Genomic DNA, 21,297 nt, shown 5'->3' with positions numbered 1-21,297 from the left:
ATGACCGGTGACAGTGCCGCTTCGGCGCCCGGGCCGGGTGAGGCCCGCGCGGGGCGGCCTGTCGGCCGGAAGACGGCGGGCTCCCGCTGGGGACGTCTGCTCGAGGGCGGGCTGCTGCAGGGCGGAGTCCAGGGCAGCCCGGTCCTGCGCCTGTTCATACGCTGGGTGCGGCGCCCGCTGCTGCCCGTCATGCGGCTGTGGCGACGCAACATCCAGCTCAAGGTCGTCGCCACGACGCTGCTGATGTCGCTCGGTGTCGTACTTCTGCTGGGCTTCGTCGTCATCGGGCAGGTGCGCAACGGCCTGCTTGACGCCAAGGTGAAAGCCTCCCAGAGCCAGGCCACGGGCGGGTTCGCGGTGGCCAAGCAGAAGGCCGACGAAGAGGCGGCGGCCGGAACCGGTGACGGCGGCACGACGGCGGACGGCCGTCCCTCGCAGAACGTCATCCAGTGGATGAGTGAACTGGTGTCCTCGCTGTCCAGCGGTGGTCAGGGCGCCTTCGACGTGGTGACGCTGCCTGCCGGCGACAACAGCGGTGGCGGGCGCGGGCCGCGTGCCTCCGGGGATGTCGACCCCTCCGCGAGCGTTCCCGACGACCTGCGCTCACGGATCAACGACGATACGGCGGCCTCCCAGAGCTACACCCGCATCGTCTACAGCAACAGCAACGAGTCCCAGCCGGCGCTGGTCATCGGCAAGCAGATCAACGACCCCAACGGCGACCCGTACGAGCTGTACTACCTCTTCCCGCTCACGCAGGAGGAGAAGTCGCTGAGCCTGGTCAAGGGCACGCTGGCGACCGCCGGGCTCTTCGTCGTCGTCCTTCTCGGGGCGATCGCCTGGCTGGTGGTGCGGCAGGTTGTGACGCCCGTGCGAATGGCGGCCGGTATCGCCGAGCGGCTGTCCGCAGGGCGGCTGCAGGAACGTATGAAGGTCACCGGCGAGGACGACATCGCGCGGCTCGGTGAGGCCTTCAACAAGATGGCGCAGAACCTGCAGCTGAAGATCCAGCAGCTGGAGGATCTGTCGCGGATGCAGCGTCGGTTCGTGTCGGACGTGTCGCACGAGCTGCGGACGCCGCTGACGACCGTACGGATGGCCGCGGACGTCATTCACGAGGCGCGGGAGGACTTCGATCCGATCACCGCGCGGTCGGCCGAGCTGCTGGCCGACCAGTTGGACCGGTTCGAGTCGCTGCTCGCGGATCTGCTGGAGATCAGCCGCTTCGACGCGGGTGCCGCGGCGCTGGAGGCGGAGCCGATAGACCTCAGGGAGGTCGTGCGGCGGGTCGTCAGCGGGGCCGAGCCGCTCGCCGAGCGCAAGGGGACGCACATACGGGTGGTGGGCGACCTCCAGCCCGTCGTCGCGGAGGCGGACGCCCGGCGCGTGGAGCGGGTGCTGCGCAACCTCGTCGTCAACGCCGTGGAGCACGGCGAGGGCAAGGACGTGGTCGTCAAGCTCGCCGCGGCGGGCGGAGCGGTGGCGGTCGCGGTGCGCGACTACGGCGTCGGGCTCAAGCCCGGCGAGGCCACGCGCGTGTTCAGCCGCTTCTGGCGGGCCGACCCGGCACGCGCGCGTACCACCGGCGGTACGGGCCTTGGGCTGTCCATCGCCCTGGAGGACGCGCGGCTGCATGGCGGCTGGCTGCAGGCGTGGGGCGAGCCGGGTGGCGGCTCGCAGTTCCGGCTGACGCTGCCGCGGACCGCGGACGAGCCGCTGCGGGGCTCGCCGATACCGCTGGAGCCCAGGGACTCGCGGCGCAACCGCGGACTCAACGACGCCGGGCTGCCGCGCGGGGGCGGGGACAAGTCCGCCACCGTGCCCGTGCAGCCGACCGGCGACCAGATACCGCCGATAGCCTCCAGACTGACCGGCGCGGCCCCCACCGCCGATCCGACGGCACTGCCAGGGAACGGCGCGCGCGTGGTGCCCCGGCCCGTCTCCGGGGCGCGACGGCAGGACGAGACGCCCGGCGAGGACAGGGCGCTGAGCGAGACCTCGCGTCCCCCGGGCACCGCGCCGGAGGACTCGAAGAAGCAAGGGGAGGCATTTCGTGGGCGCTGACCGCGAGGGGGGCGCCGGGCGCGGACCGTTGCGCATGGTGGTGTACGGCGTCTGCGGCGTCGTACTGCTGGCGGGGTGCGCCTCGATGCCCGACAGCGGGGACCTGCGTGGCGTCGACTCCACACCGCGGCAGGACACTCAGGTGCGGGTCTTCGCCATGCCGCCCCAGGACGACGCGCAGCCCTCGGACATCGTCTCGGGTTTCCTCGAGGCGTTGACCAGCGACGATCCGAGCTATTCGACGGCGCGCCAGTACCTCACCAAGACTGCCTCGCAGACCTGGAAGCCGGGACTGTCCAGCACGGTCCTCGCGGACGGGCCGGGTATCGACCCCAACCGTCTGGGCGGCCGTGAGGGCAGCGGCGACCTCACGTTCACGCTGACCGGCACGAGGGTCGCCAGGGTGGACGAGCAGCAGGCGTACTCGCCCGCAAGCGGGACCTACAACGCGCCGGTGCATCTCACGCGTGACAAGAGGACCAAGCAGTGGCGCATCGACACGCTGCCGCAGGGCGTGGTCATGGGCAAATCGGACTTCCAGCGCAACTACATGTCCGTCAACAAGTACTACTTCGCCTCGAATGCCGCGGCCGGGACGTCGACGCAGACGGCGGCCGTCGGAGATCCCGTGTACGTGCGGCGCCGCGTCGACCCCATGACACAGATGGTGCGGTCGCTGCTCAACGGTCCCACGACCTGGCTCGACCATGTGGTGCGGACGAGTTTCCCCACGGGTACGGCGTTGCAGAAGGGCGCCGGCACGCTGACGCCCGACGACCAGAACAAGCTGACCGTGCCACTGAACGAGAAGGCGGCCCGCGTCGGTGTGAAGCAGTGCAGTGAGATGGCGGCCCAGCTCCTGTTCACGCTGCAGAACCTCACCCCGGCGGTGGACCAGGTCGAGTTGCTGTCCGGTGATACGCGGCTGTGCTCGCTCTCCGAGGACCACGCAGACGACGTGGCCGCGCGGGGCTCGATGGAGCATCCCGGCTACGTGTACTTCATCGACGACAAGAGCCGGCTCGAACGGATAGCGGTCGGCAACAACGGCACCAAGGACGATCCGGTGCCCGGAGCACTGGGCGAGGGCAGCAAGGCGCTGCGGTCGGTGGCCGTGTCACGCGACGAGGACACCGCGGCGGCCGTCGGTGGCGACGGCAAGAACCTGTACGTCACGTCGCTGGTGTCCGGCAGTTCGCTCGGGGACCCGGTGCTGGCAAGCCGGGGCAAGTCGGAGCAGGACCGGCTGACGCCGCCGAGCTGGGACGGGAACGGCGACCTCTGGGTGGCCGACCGGGACCGCGACAAACCCCGGCTGCTCCTGCTGGAGCAGGGCAAGGGTGTGCCGCTCGTGGTGAAGACTCCGGAGCTGGACGGCCGCATCGATAACGTCCGGGTGGCTGCCGACGGGGTGCGGATTGCGCTCGTGGTGACGAAGAACGGCAAGAAGTCGCTGTTCATCGGACGGATCGAGCGGCGGCAGGAGGCCGCGGAGGACCGGCCGACGGTTTCCGTGCTCGGACTGCGGTCCGCGTCACCGGAGTTGGAGGACGTCACGGCCATGTCGTGGGCCGGGGACAGCCGGCTCGTGGTGGTCGGGCGCGAACAGGGCGGACTGCAGACCATGCGGTACGTCCAGGTCGACGGCTCAACGCCGGAGGGGCCCGCGCCCGCGGCCCTCAGCGGGATCAAGGAGATCACCGGGGCGGAGTCCGACGGACTGCCGCTGGTGGCGTACTCGGAGGACGGGATCGTTCGGCTGCCGGCCGGGACGCAGTGGCAGAAGGTCACGGACGGGGTGGCGCCGGTCTATCCGGGGTGAACCGCTGCCCCGGGGCGGTGTGCGTCCGGGACGAGTTGTCCACAGGGAGTTGTCCACAGGGGTGGCAGGGCGGCTTGGGCATTGGCACAGTGGTGCGCATGCGGGGGTGGTGGCAGGACCTCACCGACCTGGTGCTGCCGGCCGAGTGCGGAGGCTGCGGAAGGCCTCGCACGGTGCTCTGCCCTGAGTGCCGTGCAGCCCTGAGCGGGGCCGCACCGAGCCGGGTGCGACCGGTGCCGGAGCCGCCCGGGCTGCCCGTGGTGCACGCGGCCGCCCGGTACGCCGACGAGGTCCGGGCCGTGCTCCTGGCCCACAAGGAGCGCGGCGCGCTGGCACTCGCGGCACCGTTGGGCACGGCTTTGGCAGGAGCTGTGCGGGCGGGGCTCATGGACAGGTCCGGCACCGTGGCCGTGGGCGGTGACAGACCCGTGCTGCTCGTGCCCGTTCCGTCGGCGCGCAGGGCGGTGCGCGCGCGGGGGCACGATCCTGCGCGGCGGATCGCGCTCGCGGCGGCGAGTGAGCTGCGGCGGACCGGGACCGCGGCCAGAGTGCTCGCCGTGCTGCGACAACGGCGTGCCGTGGCCGACCAGGCGGGGCTCAACTCCCGGCAGCGGCTGGACAATCTGGCGGGTGCGCTCGCGGTGGCACCCGGCGGCGAGCGGCTGCTGCGCGGCGGTTCGGTCGTGCTCGTCGACGACCTGATGACGACGGGTGCGTCCCTTGAGGAGGCGGCGCGCGCCGTGCACACGGCAACGGCGGCAGAAACGGGGCTGATTTCCAGCGGCGATGCAACTACGGCCGTGTACGCGTCAGCTGCCCGGGAAAGCACAGGGGAACGGACGGCTGGATCAATGGACGAAGGGATCGACAGGAGGCACTCAGTGCCGGGAAAGGCGGGTGCAGGCGGCCCGGGTGACGTGATCCGCGCAGCTGTGGTCGCGGCGTCGCCAGATTCCTTCGAAGTAAACCGGAACTGACTGTCAACTTGCATCGTTGCAGGTAATGAGAGGGTCAATTCACCTGAACGGAGGTACGCCGCGGTAGAGGGTGACGACATCCGTCCGCGCGAGATATGTTCGGTTGTGAGAGAAAGGCGCAGGCCATCTCTCTCATACGCGAATGCCGGGCTGCGGGTTTTCCACAATCATCCGCAGTGGTGGAGTGGAGATCTTGCCCGCGGGGGAGGAGGTGGAAGTCACCGAGTCCGAGGTTCCGGAGCTGCCGGAGCCTGGTGCAAAAGGGAGATGCTCCGCCGTTGGAGCGGAGTGATCCGGGAACGGAGTTCTGCGTGGACATCGTCGTCAAGGGACGCAAGACCGAGGTGCCCGAGCGGTTCCGCAAGCACGTGGCTGAGAAGCTGAAGCTGGAGAAGATCCAGAAGCTCGACGGCAAGGTGATCAGCCTCGACGTCGAGGTGTCCAAGGAGCCCAACCCCCGACAGGCCGACCGTTGCGACCGAGTGGAGATCACGCTCCGCTCCCGCGGTCCGGTGATCCGGGCGGAAGCAGCGGCCAGCGATCCGTACGCGGCACTCGACCTGGCGGCGGAGAAGCTGGACGCCCGGCTGCGTAAACAGCACGACAAGCGATTCTCTCGCCGTGGCTCGCGCAGGATCCCGGCCGCCGAGGTCCCCGACCATGTCCCGGGCGCGGCGACTCTCAACGGGAACGGCCACCCCGTCCACGAGGAAGAGCCGGACGGAGTGCCCACCAAGAAGATCGGCTCGCTGGAGGTCAAGGGCGAAGGCCCCCTGATCGTCCGCGAGAAGACCCACGTCGCCTCCCCGATGACCCTCGACCAGGCCCTCTACGAGATGGAACTGGTCGGGCACGACTTCTACCTCTTCGTCGACTCCGAGACGAAGGAACCGAGTGTCGTCTACCGGCGGCACGCCTATGACTACGGCGTCATCCACCTCAGCACCGATCCGATGGTCGCCCAGGGGCATTCTCCCGCGCCCGGCGGCACGCTGGGCGGCTGACCCGCGCGGCTGACGGCTGAGCCGGTGCCCCTGGAGCGCCTGTGCGCCCCCAGGGGCACCGGTGTGCGACCCCTTCGACCCCGCTCTGTCACCGCGTTGTCGTCCGGGCATGGAATCATGGCGGCAGCGGTCCAACCGGTGGGCCGTTGCCTTGGGTTGGCGATGGCGCAGCACCACAGGCCACAGCCTTCAGGGGGAGGAACGATGGCGGACAGCTTCGGACCGATGCATGACGAGGGTGCCGACGGCGGCGTCGTCGGCATGGGCCCGGACGGGGGAGCTCCACGCAAGGAGCCGATCCGGGTGCTTGTCGTGGACGACCACGCCCTCTTCCGCCGGGGCCTGGAGATCGTGCTCGCGGCCGAGGAGGACATCCAGGTCGTCGGGGAGGCCGGGGACGGCGCGGAGGCCGTCGACAAGGCCGCCGACCTGCTGCCCGACATCGTCCTGATGGACGTGCGGATGCCCAAGCGGGGCGGGATCGAGGCTTGCACCTCCATCAAGGAAGTGGCCCCCAGCGCCAAGATCATCATGCTGACGATCAGCGACGAGGAAGCCGACCTCTACGACGCGATCAAGGCGGGTGCGACCGGTTATCTCCTCAAGGAGATCTCCACGGACGAGGTGGCCACCGCCATTCGCGCGGTGGCCGACGGGCAGTCGCAGATCAGCCCTTCGATGGCGTCGAAGCTGCTCACCGAGTTCAAGTCGATGATCCAGCGGACCGACGAGCGTCGGCTCGTCCCCGCGCCGCGGCTGACGGACCGCGAGCTGGAGGTCCTCAAGCTCGTGGCCACGGGCATGAACAACCGGGACATCGCCAAGGAGTTGTTCATCTCCGAGAACACCGTGAAGAACCATGTGCGCAACATCCTGGAGAAGCTGCAGCTGCATTCCAGGATGGAGGCGGTGGTGTACGCGATGCGGGAGAAGATCCTCGAGATCCGGTGACGCTCAGCCGAGTGCGCGGGCGAGCTCCTTGGCCAGGGCCTCGCGCAGTTCGGGCGTCTCCGTCCGTTCCACCCGTACGTCCGTGCAGTCCACCCAGCTCGCGGCTTCCGCCAGGGCCTGGGCCACCGCGGGGACCGCCTTGGGGCCGTCCAGGGTGACCTGCCTGGCCACCAGCGTGCGGCCCTCACGGGCAGGGTCGACGCGGCCGACCAGACGGCCGCCCGCGAGCACCGGCATCGCGAAGTAGCCGTACACCCGCTTCGGCTTGGGGACGTAGGCCTCCAGACGGTGGGTGAAGCCGAAGATCCGCTCCGTGCGTGCCCGTTCCCAGATCAGGGAGTCGAACGGGGACAGGAGTGTGGTGCGGTGGCGGCCGCGTGGCAGTGCCTCCAGGGCCGCCGGGTCGGCCCAGGCCGGCTTGCCCCAGCTCTCGACCGTGACGGGGACCAGGCCGGAATCGGCGATGACCGAGTCGACCTGCTCGCCCTTGAGCCGGTGGTAGTCGGCGATGTCCGCGCGGGTGCCGACGCCAAGGGACCGGCCCGCCAGACCGACCAGCCGGCGCAGGCACTCCGTGTCGTCCAGCTCGTCGTGCAGCAGTGCCTCCGGGATCGCGCGCTCGGCGAGGTCGTAGACCCGCTTCCAGCCGCGGCGCTCCACGCACACCACCTCGCCGTGCATCAGGGCGCGCTCGACGGCGACCTTGGCGCCGGACCAGTCCCACCACTCGCTGGTGCGCTTGGCGCCGCCCAACTCCGTGGCCGTGAGGGGGCCTTCGGCGCGGAGCTGCTTGATGACCTGGTCGTAGGCGCCGTCCGGGAGGTCGTGGTTCCAGTGCGGGCGGTTTCGGTAGGCGCGGCGGCGGAAGGCGAAGTGGGGCCACTCCTCGACGGGGAGGATGCACGCGGCGTGCGACCAGTACTCGAAGGAGTGCGGGAGGTCGGACGCGGCCTTCCAGTAGGCACTCTCCACCGTCTGGCGGCCGACGGCGCCGAGGCGGGCGTACGCGATGAGCTCGTGGGAGCGCGCCAGGACCGAGATCGTGTCCAGCTGGACCGCGCCGAGGTGGCGGAGGACGCCGCGGACGCCGGCCCTGCGGTCGGGCGTGCCCATGAAGCCCTGGGCGCGCAGGGCGATGCGGCGGGCGTCGTCTGCCGAGAGGTCGGTGATGGGGCGCGGGGTCGTCATGGTCCGCACGATAGGCGCCGGGACTGACAATCGCCGGTGGCCTGCACATTCGTCACGAGGCGCCCGGTGCGGAGGCAGGCGCCGGGAGATACGGCGCCGTCGAGGCAAGGCCCAGGTCCGAGGGCAGCAGCGAACCCACCCAGCAGTCCCGGCGTACGCCCTGGTGGATGATCGCGGAGCGCAGGACGCCCTCGATGACGAAGCCGGCGCGTTCCGCCACCGCGCGGGAGGCTCTGTTGCCGACCTCCGCACGCCATTCCACCCGGTCCACCGACAGGTGGGTGAAGGCCCAGCGGGAGGCGGCGACGGCGGCTTCGGTGACATAGCCGTTGCCCCGGTGCTCCTTGGTGCCCCAGAAGCCGATCTCGGTGACGCTCAGGGAGTGCATGGTGAGGCCGAGCATGCCCACCAGTTCCTCCCCTTCGGGGAGGAAGAGACCGAAGGTGAGCATCGAGCCGCTCGCCCAGCTCTCGGGGACCAACTCGTGGGTGAAGCTCCGCGCGTGCTCGGGGAGATAGGGCGAGGGGATCGAGGTCCAGCGCTGGATGTCGGGGTCCTGGGCGGCGGCGTACACGGCGTCGGTGTGTTCGGCGCCGACGGTGCGCAGAAGGAGACGGGCGGTCGTGAGCGTCACGGGTTCCATCGGCCGATTCTGCTGGGACGGCCGACGAGCACGCCATGTTTTTAGCCGTGTGTGAGCGGGTGATCACAATTCGCGCAATTCGTCGGCGAGGCGCGGCACCATCCGCGAGGCCCGGCCGTTGACCCTTTTGAAGAAGATTTGAGGCGGTGCGAGAAGCCGCCTGCCGTCGTCGTCCCGGCAGGCCTCCCGGCTTGGCGGTCTCCTCGCATACGATGGCCGTTGCTCAGCAAGTCAAATGGAAACCGACCGTCCCAGGCCCGACCGGCAAGGAGACCAACCCCCGTGTCCGTCCTCTCGAAGATCATGCGTGCAGGCGAAGGCAAGATCCTGCGCAAGCTGCACCGCATCGCGGACCAGGTCAAGTCCATCGAAGAGGACTTTGTCGACCTCTCCGACGCCGAGCTGCGGGCCCTCACCGATGAGTACAAGCAGCGGTACGCCGACGGAGAGAGCCTGGACGACCTGCTCCCCGAGGCGTTCGCCACCGTTCGCGAGGCCGCCAAGCGTGTCCTTGGACAGCGTCACTACGACGTCCAGATGATGGGTGGTGCCGCGCTCCATCTCGGTTACGTCGCCGAGATGAAGACCGGTGAGGGCAAGACCCTGGTCGGCACCTTGCCCGCGTATCTCAACGCGCTCTCCGGTGAGGGCGTCCACCTCATCACGGTCAACGACTACCTGGCCGAGCGCGACTCCGAAATGATGGGCCGCGTCCACAAGTTCCTGGGCCTGACCGTCGGTTGCATCCTCGCCAACATGACGCCGGCCGAGCGCCGCGAGCAGTACGAGTGCGACATCACGTACGGCACGAACAACGAGTTCGGCTTCGACTACCTGCGCGACAACATGGCGTGGTCGAAGGACGAACTGGTGCAGCGCGGCCACAACTTCGCCATCGTCGACGAGGTCGACTCGATCCTGGTCGACGAGGCCCGTACGCCGCTGATCATCTCCGGCCCGGCCGACCAGGCCACCAAGTGGTACGGCGACTTCGCCAAGCTGGTCACGCGCCTGAAGAAGGGCGAGGCGGGCAACCCGCTGAAGGGCGAGGAGGAGACCGGCGACTACGACGTGGACGAGAAGAAGCGCACGGTCGCCATCCACGAGCCCGGCGTCAGCAAGGTCGAGGACTGGCTGGGCATCGACAACCTCTACGAGTCGGTGAACACCCCGCTGGTGGGCTACCTGAACAACGCCATCAAGGCCAAGGAGCTCTTCAAGAAGGACAAGGACTACGTCGTCATCGACGGCGAGGTCATGATCGTCGACGAGCACACCGGCCGTATCCTCGCGGGCCGCCGCTACAACGAGGGCATGCACCAGGCGATCGAGGCGAAGGAAGGGGTGGACATCAAGGACGAGAACCAGACCCTCGCCACGATCACCCTGCAGAACTTCTTCCGCCTCTACAGCAAGCTCTCCGGCATGACCGGTACGGCGATGACCGAGGCCGCCGAGTTCCACCAGATCTACAAGCTTGGCGTCGTCCCGATCCCGACCAACAGGCCGATGGTCCGCAAGGACCAGTCGGACCTGATCTACCGCACCGAGGTGGCCAAGTTCGAGGCGGTCGTCGACGACATCGCCGAGAAGCACGAGAAGGGCCAGCCGATCCTCGTCGGTACGACGTCGGTCGAGAAGTCCGAATACCTCTCTCAGCAGCTCTCCAAGCGCGGCATCCAGCACGAGGTGCTGAACGCGAAGCAGCACGACCGTGAGGCGCCGATCATCGCCCAGGCCGGCCGCAAGGGCGCCGTGACCGTGGCCACGAACATGGCCGGTCGTGGTACGGACATCAAGCTCGGCGGCAACCCGGACGACCTCGCCGAGGCGGAGCTGCGCCAGCGCGGCCTCGACCCGGAGGAGCACATCGAGGAGTGGGCCCAGTACCTGCCCGCCGCTCTGGAGCGTGCCGAGCAGGCCGTGAAGGCGGAGTTCGAGGAGGTCAAGGACCTCGGCGGGCTCTACGTCCTGGGCACCGAACGGCACGAGTCGCGTCGTATCGACAACCAGCTGCGCGGTCGTTCCGGCCGTCAGGGCGACCCCGGCGAGTCCCGTTTCTACCTCTCCCTCGGCGACGACCTGATGAGGCTCTTCAAGGCCCAGATGGTCGAGCGCGTGATGTCGATGGCGAACGTCCCGGACGACGTGCCGATCGAGAACAAGATGGTCACGCGCGCGATCGCCTCCGCCCAGTCTCAGGTCGAGCAGCAGAACTTCGAGACCCGTAAGAACGTCCTGAAGTACGACGAGGTCCTCAACCGCCAGCGTGAGGTCATCTACGGCGAGCGGCGCCGCGTCCTGGAGGGCGAGGACCTGCAGGAGCAGGTCGTGCACTTCATGGACGACACGATCGACGCGTACATCGGCGCGGAGACCGCCGAGGGCTTCGCGGAGGACTGGGACCTCGACCGGCTGTGGGGCGCCTTCAAGCAGCTCTACCCGGTCAAGGTGACCGTCGAGGAGCTGGAGGACGCGGCCGGTGACCGCGCGGGTCTGACCGCCGAGTACGTCTCCGAGTCCATCAAGGACGACATCCACGAGCAGTACGCGTCGAGGGAGTCGCAGCTCGGCTCCGAGATCATGCGTGAGCTGGAGCGCCGGGTCGTGCTGTCGGTCCTGGACCGCAAGTGGCGCGAGCACCTCTACGAGATGGACTACCTCCAGGAGGGCATCGGCCTGCGCGCGATGGCGCAGAAGGACCCGCTGGTCGAGTACCAGCGGGAGGGCTTCGACATGTTCACCGCGATGATGGAGGGCATCAAGGAGGAGTCCGTCGGCTACCTGTTCAACCTGGAGGTCCAGGTCGAGCAGCAGGTCGAGGAGGTCCCGGTCGAGGACGCCCAGCCGGTCGACATGGGCAAGCAGGACGCGGTGCCGGCGCAGGCGGGCTCGCGTCCCGAGATCCGTGCGAAGGGGCTGGACGCTCCGCAGCGCCGGAACCTGCACTTCTCCGCACCGACCGTGGACGGCGAGGGGGGCACCGTCGAGGGTGACTTCGGCGACGACGACGAGCCCGTGCGCTCCGAGGCCGACGGTCTCACGCGCGCGGAGCGGCGCAAGCAGTCCCGGGGCGGGCGGCGCCGCAGGAAGTAGGAAGCGGCGCCTGGGCGCCGTAGGAGCGGCTTGAAGGGTCGGGTCACCTCGGGGTGGCCCGGCCCTTCGGCGTACTGCCCGTCCTAGCCGTCCGTGGGGCGCGGTGGGCGCGGGCCGCCGAGCTCGACCGCCGTGCAGCGCCAGCGCAGGTCCTGGCCGCGTTCCAGGCGGAAGGCCATGGCCCGCAGCTGGTCGCCGGCGCCGACGCGCGCGAAGGCCTCGACGGCGCCGGGACGGGCTTCGTAGTAGCCGATGTCGCGGACGACCGGGCGGGTGCCGCGAGCGCGCAGAGGGCCGCGTTCCGCGAGCCAGGCCAGTTCGTCGTAGGCCCGGCCCGCGGTGTGCCGCAGCATCGAGTGGACCGGGCGCTGACCGCTCAGCACGGCGAGCAGGAGATCGGCGAAGACGTCGGTGGGACGGGGGCGGGGGGCCGGCCTGGGGTGGCCGGCCGTGATCCCGGCGGCCGGGGCGGCCGATGCGGCCTCACCCGGGGCGGGAGCGACGTCCGGCGGGGCGTGGGTGGTGGTGCGGCAGGCGGGTGCCATGGGGGTGCTCGCGCCGGGGTCCGGGGCTGACGGCGCGGTGGTCTTCGGCGGGGTGACCGGCCTGGCGCGTGCGGCGGTCGCGCTCATGGCCGGCCCTGCGGGTGCTGCCGGCGGGCGGTTGTCCTCGGGCCTGGTGTTCGGAGAGTGGCCGACGGCCCGGGAGCCCGGTGGACGGCCGCCGCCCGGTGCGGTCCGGGTCGGGGTTCCGCCCGGGACACGAGGAGGGGCGCCGCCGGGGCGGCGGGAGTCGCGTCGGCCGGGAGGGCGGGTGCCCGGCTGGTGCTGCGCCCTGGTCATGACCTTGTGCATGCGCTTCCCCGATCGGAGGGCCCGGTTGATACCGGGCGGTAACTTCGCGTTGGGGATCTTGTACGGGGCGCGGGACCGCCGCGGCAAGGACCTGAGGGCCCGGGTCGGCACGGCTGGATTCTTCACCCATCAGGGTGACGGAGGGGGTGCCGGAGCCCATGATCACGGGGGCGCGCCGGGTGACTTCCCGGGCGGGAGGTGGACGCCTCCTGGCCTGGGGGCAGGGACTCGAAAGGGGACCCCCGCACGTATCCTGAAGCCCCTCCGGACGGCGCGGCTGCCGCGCCCGGTACCCGACCACGAAAGCGGCCAGACATGCGCGTCTACGTCCCCCTGACCCTCTCCGGTCTCGCCGAGGCGTACAAGACGGGAGAGCTGGGGGCGGGGCCGCTCGCCGCCTACGCCGTCACGCCCGCCCTGCGCGAGTGGTACCTCTCCGACGACATCGAGGAGCTGGAGTACGCGGCTCTGAACCGCGCCGCGCTGGCCTCGCTGCGGCTGCTGGCCGCGGACCCCGGGGCGGTACGGCGCCGGGTCGTGGTCGCCGTCGACGTGCCCGACGGTGCGGCAGCCGCTGACCCCGACCGGGGTCTCGACACGGCCGCGCTCGGCGAGGTACGGGTGACCGGGACGGTACGGCTTGCCAAGGCGGCCGCCGTGCACGTCGACCTCGACGACGCCGAGACGGACGTGGCCGCCGCGGCCGAGGCGCTGGAGGCGGCGGACCGCGGGGACGACGACGCGCAGTTCGTGGTGGACGGCGCCGAGGACCACGAACTGCTGTGGTACGCGACGCAGGAGATCCCCAACCTGGTGGACCTCGGGACCTGAGCCCTCCCGCGCCCGGCTCAATGCCTGTCTGACCTCTCCACACCTGTCTGACCTGTATCTCTCTTGATTGTCAGTGGTGGCGGGTACGTTTTCGGCATGGGGATGCAGACAGGGACGCACATCGTCTGGGACTGGAACGGGACGCTGTTCCACGACAATGACGCGATCATCGGGGCGACGAACGCGGCATTCGGCGAACTGGGCCTTGAGCCGATCACGATGGAGCAGTACCGGGCGCTGTACTGCGTGCCGGTGCCGAAGTTCTACGAGCGGCTGCTGGGGCGACTGCCCACGGACGCCGAGTGGGAGGTCATGGACGTGACCTTCCACCGCTACTACACCGAGCACCGGGTCGGCTGCGGGCTCACCGCCGGCGCGGTGGAGCTGCTCGCCGGATGGCGGTCGGCGGGCCGCAGCCAGTCGATCCTCAGCATGTACGGGCACGACGAACTCGTCCCGCTGGTGCGGGGGTTCGGGATCGAGGCGCATTTCATACGTGTCGACGGGCGGACCGGGCCCTCGGGTGGCAGCAAGGCGGAGCACATGGTGCGGCATCTCGCCTCGCTGACCGGTGTGGACCCGGCTCGTACGGTGGTGATAGGCGACGCCGCCGACGACGCGGTGGCCGCGCGGCACGTGGGGGCGCGGGCCGTGCTCTACACCGGCGGTTCGCACGGGCGGGCCAGTCTGGAAGAGGTGGGCGTGCCGGTGGTGGACTCGCTGGCGGAGGCCGTCGCGGAGGCGGAGCGGCTGGCGGCCTGAGCCGGCGGGCGTACGCGCGGCGGTGGGGTCGGTCAGGTCACCGGTGCCTTCGCGCGCAGCACGGTCAGGAACTCGCGCATCCAGCCCGGGTGGTCCGGCCAGGCGCGGGACGAGACCAGGGTGCCGTCGACCACCGCCTCGGCGTCCTGGAAGCTGGCGCCCGCGGCCTGCATGTCGGGTTCCAGCGCCGGATACGCCGTGACGCGGCGGCCGCGCAGACCGTCCACCGCGGCGGTCAGCAGGGGCCCGTGACAGATCTGGGCCACCGGCTTGTCCGCGTCGAAGAAGGACTTGAGGATCTTGCGGAGTTCGGGGTCGTTGCGGAGGTACTCGGGGGCGCGGCCGCCCGGGATGACGAGGGCGGCGTACTGGCCGGGATCGACCTCGGCGAAGGCGAGGTCGGCCGGCCAGGTGTAGCCGGGCTTCTCGGTGTAGGTGTCGAAGCCGGGTTCGAAGTCGTGGACGACGAACCGGAGCTGCTTGCGGGCGGGGGCCGCGATGTGGACTTCGTAGCCCTCCTCGCGGAGGCGCTGGTACGGGTACAGGACCTCGAGTGACTCTGCTGCGTCGCCGGTGACGATGAGGATTTTCGCGGTCATGTCGGGCGGCTCCCCTCGGGAGGGCGTGCGCTGTCATGGGCAACGTGCCTCTTTGAGGGCGGTCCTGCCAAGGGGTCCGGTCGTTTTCGAGCAAGGGGGATCAGATGAAGGGCTGCAATCGCCGACCCGCACGACAACAGGGCTCACGCCCCTGTGCAGAGTGTCAAAGTTCGACCCCTAGTTTTGTGCACATACGGCTCATGACGGGCCCCCCATGGTGAGCGATAGCCTTATGGCGTGATCAGCGCGATAGCTCGCGGGGGCATCCATGCCCCTGCCCTACGCCCGGTGAGCACGGAACACCTCCGTGGCCGGGTGGCGGTCGCTGGTCCTCGCGGGCGGGACGGGGTCGCACGGACCCCCAGGACGCCGCACACCCCCCGGAAGCAGACGACGCCGAGAGCAGCGTCACACCCCGTGGGCGCGTCGGCAATGGCCGATACCCCCCCGCTCATCTCCCCTTGCGGCATAGCGTCGGAGCAGACCGGACACCCCGCGTCACGGCGTCACGTCCCAGGGGAAGAGCCCGTACTTTCTTCTACGTCACGCAACGGCGCGCGACAGGAGCCAGAGGACAATGCAGACCAAGCTGGACGAAGCCAAGGCCGAGCTGCTAGAGAGGGCCGCCCGGGTAGCTGAGAACAGCCCGGTCGGGGGGCACCTACCGACCGGGACGACGGATGAGGGCACGCCCGACCGGGACAGCGTGCTCGCGTTCCTCCAGCGCTACTACCTGCACACCGCCCCGGAGGACCTCAGCGACCGCGACCCGGTCGACATCTTCGGAGCCGCACTCTCGCACTACCGGCTGGCCGAGAACCGCCCGCAGGGCACGGCCAACGTGCGGGTGCACACGCCCACGGTGGAGGAGAACGGGTGGACGTGCAGCCACTCCGTCGTCGAGGTCGTCACCGACGACATGCCCTTCCTGGTCGACTCCGTCACCAATGAGCTGACGCGGCAGGGGCGCGGCATCCACGTCGTCATCCACCCGCAGATCGTCGTCCGCCGGGACGTCGCCGGCAAGCTCATCGAGGTGCTCAGCGCGCAGTCGGGCGGCGACCTTCCGCACGACGCGCACACCGAGTCCTGGATCCACGTCGAGATCGACCGCGAGACCGACCGCGGCGACCTCAAGCAGATCACCGCCGACCTGCTGCGCGTCCTGTCCGACGTCCGCGAGACCGTCGAGGACTGGGACAAGATGCGGGACGCTTCGCTGCGCATGGCCGACGAGCTGCCCGCCGAGCCCGTCGCCTCCGACCTGCGCGAGCAGGACGTCGAGGAGGCCCGCGAGCTGCTGCGCTGGCTGTCCGCCGACCACTTCACCTTCCTCGGCTACCGCGAGTACGAGCTGCGCGAGGACGACTCGCTGGCCGCCGTGCCCGGCACCGGCCTCGGCATCCTGCGCTCCGACCCGCAGCACGCCGCGGACGAGAGCCACCCGGTCAGCCCGTCCTTCGAGCGGCTGCCCGCCGACGCCCGCGCCAAGGCGCGCGAGCACAAGCTCCTCGTCCTGACCAAGGCGAACAGCCGCGCGACCGTGCACCGGCCGTCGTACCTGGACTACATCGGCGTCAAGAAGTTCGACGCGGACGGCAACGTCGTCGGCGAGCGCCGCTTCCTCGGTCTGTTCTCCTCCGCCGCGTACACCGAGTCGGTCCGCCGGGTTCCGGTCATCCGCCGCAAGGTCGAGGAGGTCCTGGAGCGCGCCGGCTTCTCGCCCAACAGCCACGACGGGCGCGACCTGCTGCAGATCCTGGAGACCTACCCGCGCGACGAGCTCTTCCAGACCCCGGCCGACGAGCTCGAGACCATCGCCACCTCCGTCCTCTACCTCCAGGAGCGCAGGCGGCTTCGCCTCTACCTGCGCCAGGACGAGTACGGGCGCTACTACTCCGCCCTCGTCTACCTCCCGCGCGACCGCTACACCACCGGTGTCCGCCTCAGGATCATCGACATCCTGAAGGAGGAACTCGACGGCACCAGCGTCGACTTCACGGCCTGGAACACCGAGTCGATCCTGTCCCGGCTGCACTTCGTGGTGCGCGTCCCGCAGGGCACCGAGCTGCCGCAGCTGTCCGACGCCGACAAGGAGCGCATCGAGGCGCGGCTGGTGGAGGCCGCGCGTTCCTGGGCCGACGGCTTCGCCGAGGCACTGAACGCCGAGTGCGGCGAGGAGAAGGCCGCGGAGCTGCTGCGCAAGTACGGCAGCGCCTTCGCCGAGGGCTACAAGGCGGACCACACGCCGCGTGCCGCGGTCGCCGACCTCGTCCACCTCGAACAGCTCAGCGAGGCGCAGGCGGCGAGCGGCAAGGACTTCTCGCTCAGCCTGTACGAGCCCGTGGGCGCCGCCCCCGAGGAGCGCCGGTTCAAGATCTACCGCAGGGGCGAGGCCGTCTCCCTGTCGGCGGTGCTGCCGGCCCTCAGCCGGCTCGGCGTCGAGGTGACGGACGAGCGGCCGTACGAGCTGCGCTGCTCGGACCGCACCACCGCGTGGATCTACGACTTCGGCCTGCGCATGCCCAAGTCGCAGAACGGCGGCGGCGACTACCTCGGCGACGACGGCCGCGAGCGCTTCCAGGAGGCCTTCGCCGCCACCTGGACCGGCAAGGCGGAGAACGACGGCTTCAACGCCCTCGTGCTCAGCGCCGGGCTGAACTGGCGCCAGGCGATGGTGCTGCGGGCGTACGCGAAGTACCTCCGGCAGGCGGGCTCCACCTTCTCGCAGGACTACATGGAGGACACCCTCCGCAACAACGTCCACACCACCCGGCTGCTGATCTCCCTGTTCGAGGCGCGGATGTCGCCGGACCGCCAGCGCGCGGGCCGCGAGATCGTCGACGCCCTCCTCGAAGAGGTGGACGCGGCCCTCGACCAGGTGGCCTCCCTCGACGAGGACCGGATCCTGCGGTCCTTCCTGACGGTCATCAAGGCGACCCTCCGTACGAACTTCTTCCAGGAGGCCGCGGGCGGCAAGCCGCACGCGTACGTGTCCATGAAGTTCGACCCGCAGGCGATCCCCGATCTGCCGGCGCCGCGCCCGGCGTTCGAGATCTGGGTGTACTCGCCGCGTGTGGAGGGCGTGCACCTGCGCTTCGGCAAGGTCGCACGCGGAGGTCTGCGCTGGTCCGACCGGCGTGAGGACTTCCGGACCGAGATCCTCGGCCTGGTCAAGGCACAGATGGTGAAGAACACCGTCATCGTGCCGGTCGGTGCCAAGGGCGGCTTCGTCGCCAAGCAGCTGCCGGACCCGAGCGTGGACCGGGACGCGTGGCTGGCCGAGGGCATCGCCAGCTACAAGACGTTCATCTCGGCCCTGCTCGACATCACGGACAACATGGTGGCCGGCGAGGTCGTGCCCCCGGCCGACGTCGTGCGCCACGACGAGGACGACACCTACCTCGTCGTCGCCGCCGACAAGGGCACCGCGACCTTCTCGGACATCGCCAACGGGGTCGCGGAGACGTACAACTTCTGGCTGGGCGACGCCTTCGCCTCCGGCGGCTCCGCGGGCTACGACCACAAGGGCATGGGCATCACCGCCCGCGGTGCCTGGGAGTCCGTCAAGCGGCACTTCCGGGAGCTGGGCGTCGACACGCAGAGCGAGGACTTCACGGTCGTCGGCATCGGCGACATGTCCGGCGACGTGTTCGGCAACGGCATGCTGCTGAGCGAGCACATCCGCCTGGTCGCCGCCTTCGACCACCGGCACATCTTCATCGACCCGAACCCGGTCGCGGAGACCTCGTACGCCGAGCGCCGCCGCGTGTTCGAGCTGCCACGCTCCAGCTGGGCCGACTACAACACCGAGCTCATCTCGGCCGGTGGCGGCGTGTTCCCGCGCACCGCCAAGGCCATCCAGCTCAACTCGCACATCCGTGAGGCCCTCGGTATCGAGGGCAAGGTCTCCAAGATGACCCCGGCCGACCTGATGAAGGCCATCCTCCAGGCCCCGGTGGACCTGCTGTGGAACGGCGGCATCGGTACGTATGTGAAGGCCAGCACGGAGACCCAGGCAGACGTCGGCGACAAGGCCAACGACGCCATCCGCGTCGACGGCGCCGACCTGCGCGTCAAGGTCGTCGGCGAGGGCGGCAACCTGGGTCTGACCCAGCTCGGCCGGATCGAGTTCGCACGGCACGGCGGCAAGATCAACACGGACGCCATCGACAACAGCGCGGGCGTGGACACCTCCGACCACGAGGTGAACATCAAGATCCTGCTCAACGGCCTGGTGGCGGACGGCGACATGACCGTCAAGCAGCGCAACAAGCTGCTCGCCGAGATGACCGACGAGGTCGGCCACCTGGTCCTGCGCAACAACTACGCGCAGAACACGGCGATCGCCAACGCGCTCGCCCAGTCCAAGGACATGCTCCACGCCCAGCAGCGCTACATGCGCCACCTGGTGCGCTCGGGCCATCTGGACCGGGCGCTGGAGTTCCTCCCGGCCGACCGCCAGATCCGCGAGCGCCTCAGCGCGGGCCAGGGCCTCACCAGCCCGGAGACGGCCGTCCTGCTGGCGTACACGAAGATCACGGTCGCCGACGAGCTGCTGCACACCTCGCTGCCGGACGACCCGTATCTGCGCGGTCTGCTGCACACCTACTTCCCGGCCGCGCTGCGCGAGAAGTTCACCGACCAGATCGACGGCCACCCGCTGAACCGTGAGATCACCACGACCGTCCTGGTCAACGACACGGTCAACACGGGTGGCACGACCTATCTGCACCGCCTGCGCGAGGAGACCGGCGCCTCGCTGGAGGAGATCGTCAGGGCGCAGACCGCGGCCCGCGCGATCTTCCGCTCCGCACCGGTGTGGGACGCGGTGGAGGGGCTGGACAACCAGGTCGAGGCCGCCGTCCAGACCCGTATCCGCCTGCACTCGCGCCGGCTGGTGGAGCGCGGCACGCGCTGGCTGCTCAACAACCGGCCGCAGCCGCTGCAGCTCGCCGAGACGGTCGACTTCTTCGCCGAGCGCGTCGAGCAGGTCTGGCAGCAGCTGACGAAGCTGCTGCGCGGAGCGGACCTCGAGTGGTGGCAGCAGATCTACGACGAGCTGACCGGCGCCGGCGTCCCGGACGAGCTGGCCACACGGGTGGCGGGGTTCTCCTCCGCGTTCCCGGCGCTGGACATCGTGTCGGTGGCCGACCGCATGGGCAAGGAGCCGATGGACGTCGCCGAGGTCTACTACGACCTCGCCGACCGGCTGCACATCACCCAGCTCATGGACCGCATCATCGAGCTGCCCCGCAGCGACCGCTGGCAGTCCATGGCCCGCGCCTCCATCCGCGAGGACCTGTACGCGGCCCACGCGGCCGTGACCTCGGACGTCCTGGCCGTGGGCAACGGCACCTCGACTCCCGAGGAGCGCTTCAAGGCGTGGGAGGAGAAGAACGCGGCGATCCTGGGCCGGGCACGCTCGACCCTGGACGAGATCCAGGGCTCGGAGACGTTCGACCTCGCCAACCTGTCGGTGGCGATGCGGACGATGAGGACACTGCTGCGGACGCATTCGTAAGCCCTGTGGCCACGTCGTAGGCCTACGCAGGCCTATGCGGGCCTACGCGACGAGGGCGCCCGGAGCCGAACGGCTCGGGGCGCCCTCGTCGTTGAAGCGTCAGAACGTCAGAACGTCAGGCAGTCAGGAGGCGACGGCGACCTTGGGCTTCGGCTTGGCCTTGTCGCTCTTGTCACCGGTGAAGGCCTCGTACTCCCTCATGACGTCCTCGGTCGGTCCGTCCATGCGCAGTTCGCCGCGCTCCAGCCACAGCACGCGTTCGCAGGTGTCGCGGATCGACTTGTTGTTGTGGCTGACCAGGAACACCGTGCCCGCGTGTTTGCGCAGTTCGCGGATGCGTTCCTCGGACCGCTTCTGGAAGGACCGGTCGCCGGTGGCGAGCGCCTCGTCGATGAGGAGCACGTCGTGGTCCTTGGCGGCGGCGATGGAGAAGCGCAGACGGGCGCCCATGCCGGAGGAGTACGTGCGCATCGGCAGGGTGATGAAGTCGCCCTTCTCGTTGATGCCGGAGAAGTCGACGATGTCCTGGTAGCGCTCCTTGACCTCCTCGCGGGACATGCCCATGGCGAGGCCGCCGAGGTAGACGTTGCGCTCGCCGGTCAGGTCGCCCATCAGGGCCGCGTTGACGCCGAGGAGAGAGGGCTGGCCGTGGGTGTAGATATGGCCGTTCTCCACCGGCAGCAGGCCCGCGACCGCTTTCAGCAGCGTCGACTTGCCCGAGCCGTTGGTGCCGATCAGGCCGATCGCCTCGCCCTTGTAGGCGACGAACGACACGTTCTTGACGGCGTGCACCTTGCGCACGCCCGCCGCCTTCTCGGCCTGCCCCCGGCGCAGCATGCGGTTGAGGGCGGCGGTCGCGGAGCCGCGTCCGGCGCCGGTGCCGTTGACCCGGTAGACGATGTCGACGCCGTCGGCGACGACCGTGGGGATCTGGTCGGCGGGGAGCGCGTCGGTGAGCTGGGGGAGCGCGTCGGTGTACGCG

Annotated in this window: 14 protein-coding genes; 9 read left to right on the top strand and 5 right to left on the bottom strand. The window is 69.8% G+C overall.

Going from position 1 to position 21,297, the window contains the following annotated elements; all coding sequences use genetic code 11:
- From mtrB to ACYUED_RS16745, 5 genes are all read left to right on the top strand, one after another.
- Window positions 1-2,064, top strand: a complete 2,064-nt coding sequence (gene mtrB / locus ACYUED_RS16765; protein WP_491293083.1) for an MtrAB system histidine kinase MtrB — start codon at window positions 1-3, stop codon at window positions 2,062-2,064.
- On the top strand, window positions 2,054-3,886 hold the full coding sequence (locus ACYUED_RS16760; RefSeq protein ID WP_491293082.1) for an LpqB family beta-propeller domain-containing protein: 1,833 nt from the start codon (window positions 2,054-2,056) through the stop codon (window positions 3,884-3,886). The genes mtrB and ACYUED_RS16760 overlap by 11 nt, the downstream gene beginning before the upstream one ends.
- Window positions 3,887-3,984: 98 nt before the next feature.
- The gene (locus tag ACYUED_RS16755; protein ID WP_491293081.1) at window positions 3,985-4,863 is read left to right on the top strand and encodes a ComF family protein; all 879 of its coding nucleotides are present in this window, start codon (window positions 3,985-3,987) and stop codon (window positions 4,861-4,863) included.
- Window positions 4,864-5,174: 311 nt separating this feature from the next.
- Window positions 5,175-5,867, top strand: coding sequence for a ribosome hibernation-promoting factor, HPF/YfiA family (gene hpf, locus ACYUED_RS16750; protein WP_491293080.1), 693 nt, complete (start codon window positions 5,175-5,177; stop codon window positions 5,865-5,867).
- A gap of 204 nt (window positions 5,868-6,071) precedes the next feature.
- The gene (locus tag ACYUED_RS16745) at window positions 6,072-6,818 is read left to right on the top strand and encodes a response regulator (RefSeq protein ID WP_491293079.1); all 747 of its coding nucleotides are present in this window, start codon (window positions 6,072-6,074) and stop codon (window positions 6,816-6,818) included.
- A 3-nt stretch (window positions 6,819-6,821) separates the two neighbouring features.
- Here the strand turns inward: ACYUED_RS16745 and ACYUED_RS16740 are convergent, their stop codons facing one another.
- Together ACYUED_RS16740 and ACYUED_RS16735 are read right to left on the bottom strand one after the other, a co-directional pair.
- Window positions 6,822-8,006, bottom strand: a complete 1,185-nt coding sequence (locus ACYUED_RS16740; protein ID WP_491293078.1) for a winged helix-turn-helix domain-containing protein — start codon at window positions 8,004-8,006, stop codon at window positions 6,822-6,824.
- A 52-nt stretch (window positions 8,007-8,058) separates the two neighbouring features.
- Window positions 8,059-8,649 (bottom strand): GNAT family N-acetyltransferase, encoded by a 591-nt coding sequence (locus ACYUED_RS16735; RefSeq protein WP_491293077.1) that lies wholly within the window; start codon window positions 8,647-8,649, stop codon window positions 8,059-8,061.
- A 282-nt stretch (window positions 8,650-8,931) separates the two neighbouring features.
- On the opposite strand from ACYUED_RS16735, the gene secA reads away from it, so the two are divergent.
- The gene (gene secA, locus ACYUED_RS16730; RefSeq protein ID WP_491293076.1) at window positions 8,932-11,745 is read left to right on the top strand and encodes a preprotein translocase subunit SecA; all 2,814 of its coding nucleotides are present in this window, start codon (window positions 8,932-8,934) and stop codon (window positions 11,743-11,745) included.
- 83 nt (window positions 11,746-11,828) lie between these two features.
- Here the strand turns inward: secA and ACYUED_RS16725 are convergent, their stop codons facing one another.
- On the bottom strand, window positions 11,829-12,599 hold the full coding sequence (locus tag ACYUED_RS16725) for an Rv3235 family protein (protein ID WP_491293075.1): 771 nt from the start codon (window positions 12,597-12,599) through the stop codon (window positions 11,829-11,831).
- A 315-nt stretch (window positions 12,600-12,914) separates the two neighbouring features.
- Here ACYUED_RS16725 and ACYUED_RS16720 point away from each other — a divergent pair, with 315 nt between their 5' ends.
- Entirely contained in the window at window positions 12,915-13,430 is a 516-nt protein-coding gene (locus ACYUED_RS16720) for a DUF6912 family protein (protein ID WP_491293074.1), read from the top strand.
- A 96-nt stretch (window positions 13,431-13,526) separates the two neighbouring features.
- Complete coding sequence (locus tag ACYUED_RS16715) at window positions 13,527-14,192, top strand: HAD family hydrolase (RefSeq protein WP_491293073.1); 666 nt, start codon at window positions 13,527-13,529, stop codon at window positions 14,190-14,192.
- A gap of 32 nt (window positions 14,193-14,224) precedes the next feature.
- Here ACYUED_RS16715 and ACYUED_RS16710 read toward each other — a convergent pair whose 3' ends face one another.
- On the bottom strand, window positions 14,225-14,791 hold the full coding sequence (locus ACYUED_RS16710) for a DJ-1/PfpI family protein (protein ID WP_491293072.1): 567 nt from the start codon (window positions 14,789-14,791) through the stop codon (window positions 14,225-14,227).
- Between the two features lie 577 nt (window positions 14,792-15,368).
- On the opposite strand from ACYUED_RS16710, the gene ACYUED_RS16705 reads away from it, so the two are divergent.
- Window positions 15,369-20,315: an NAD-glutamate dehydrogenase gene (locus ACYUED_RS16705; RefSeq protein ID WP_491293071.1), complete on the top strand. Its 4,947-nt coding sequence runs from the start codon at window positions 15,369-15,371 to the stop codon at window positions 20,313-20,315.
- A 123-nt stretch (window positions 20,316-20,438) separates the two neighbouring features.
- Here the strand turns inward: ACYUED_RS16705 and ACYUED_RS16700 are convergent, their stop codons facing one another.
- The gene (locus tag ACYUED_RS16700; RefSeq protein ID WP_491294288.1) at window positions 20,439-21,245 is read right to left on the bottom strand and encodes an ABC transporter ATP-binding protein; all 807 of its coding nucleotides are present in this window, start codon (window positions 21,243-21,245) and stop codon (window positions 20,439-20,441) included.
- Window positions 21,246-21,297 lie beyond the last annotated feature (52 nt).

This window comes from Streptomyces sp. DF42, from assembly GCF_058267695.1.
This window is presented reverse-complemented; position numbering and strand designations above follow the sequence as displayed.

Coding starts and splice junctions, on each gene's coding strand:
- mtrB (WP_491293083.1), top strand. CDS start 1: ATGACCGGTGACAGTGCCGCTTCGGCGCCCGGGCCGGGTGAGGCCCGC.
- ACYUED_RS16740 (WP_491293078.1), bottom strand. CDS start 8,006: ATGACGACCCCGCGCCCCATCACCGACCTCTCGGCAGACGACGCCCGC.
- ACYUED_RS16745 (WP_491293079.1), top strand. CDS start 6,072: ATGGCGGACAGCTTCGGACCGATGCATGACGAGGGTGCCGACGGCGGC.
- ACYUED_RS16710 (WP_491293072.1), bottom strand. CDS start 14,791: ATGACCGCGAAAATCCTCATCGTCACCGGCGACGCAGCAGAGTCACTC.
- ACYUED_RS16720 (WP_491293074.1), top strand. CDS start 12,915: ATGCGCGTCTACGTCCCCCTGACCCTCTCCGGTCTCGCCGAGGCGTAC.
- ACYUED_RS16725 (WP_491293075.1), bottom strand. CDS start 12,599: ATGCACAAGGTCATGACCAGGGCGCAGCACCAGCCGGGCACCCGCCCT.
- ACYUED_RS16735 (WP_491293077.1), bottom strand. CDS start 8,649: ATGGAACCCGTGACGCTCACGACCGCCCGTCTCCTTCTGCGCACCGTC.
- ACYUED_RS16715 (WP_491293073.1), top strand. CDS start 13,527: ATGGGGATGCAGACAGGGACGCACATCGTCTGGGACTGGAACGGGACG.
- ACYUED_RS16705 (WP_491293071.1), top strand. CDS start 15,369: ATGCAGACCAAGCTGGACGAAGCCAAGGCCGAGCTGCTAGAGAGGGCC.
- ACYUED_RS16755 (WP_491293081.1), top strand. CDS start 3,985: ATGCGGGGGTGGTGGCAGGACCTCACCGACCTGGTGCTGCCGGCCGAG.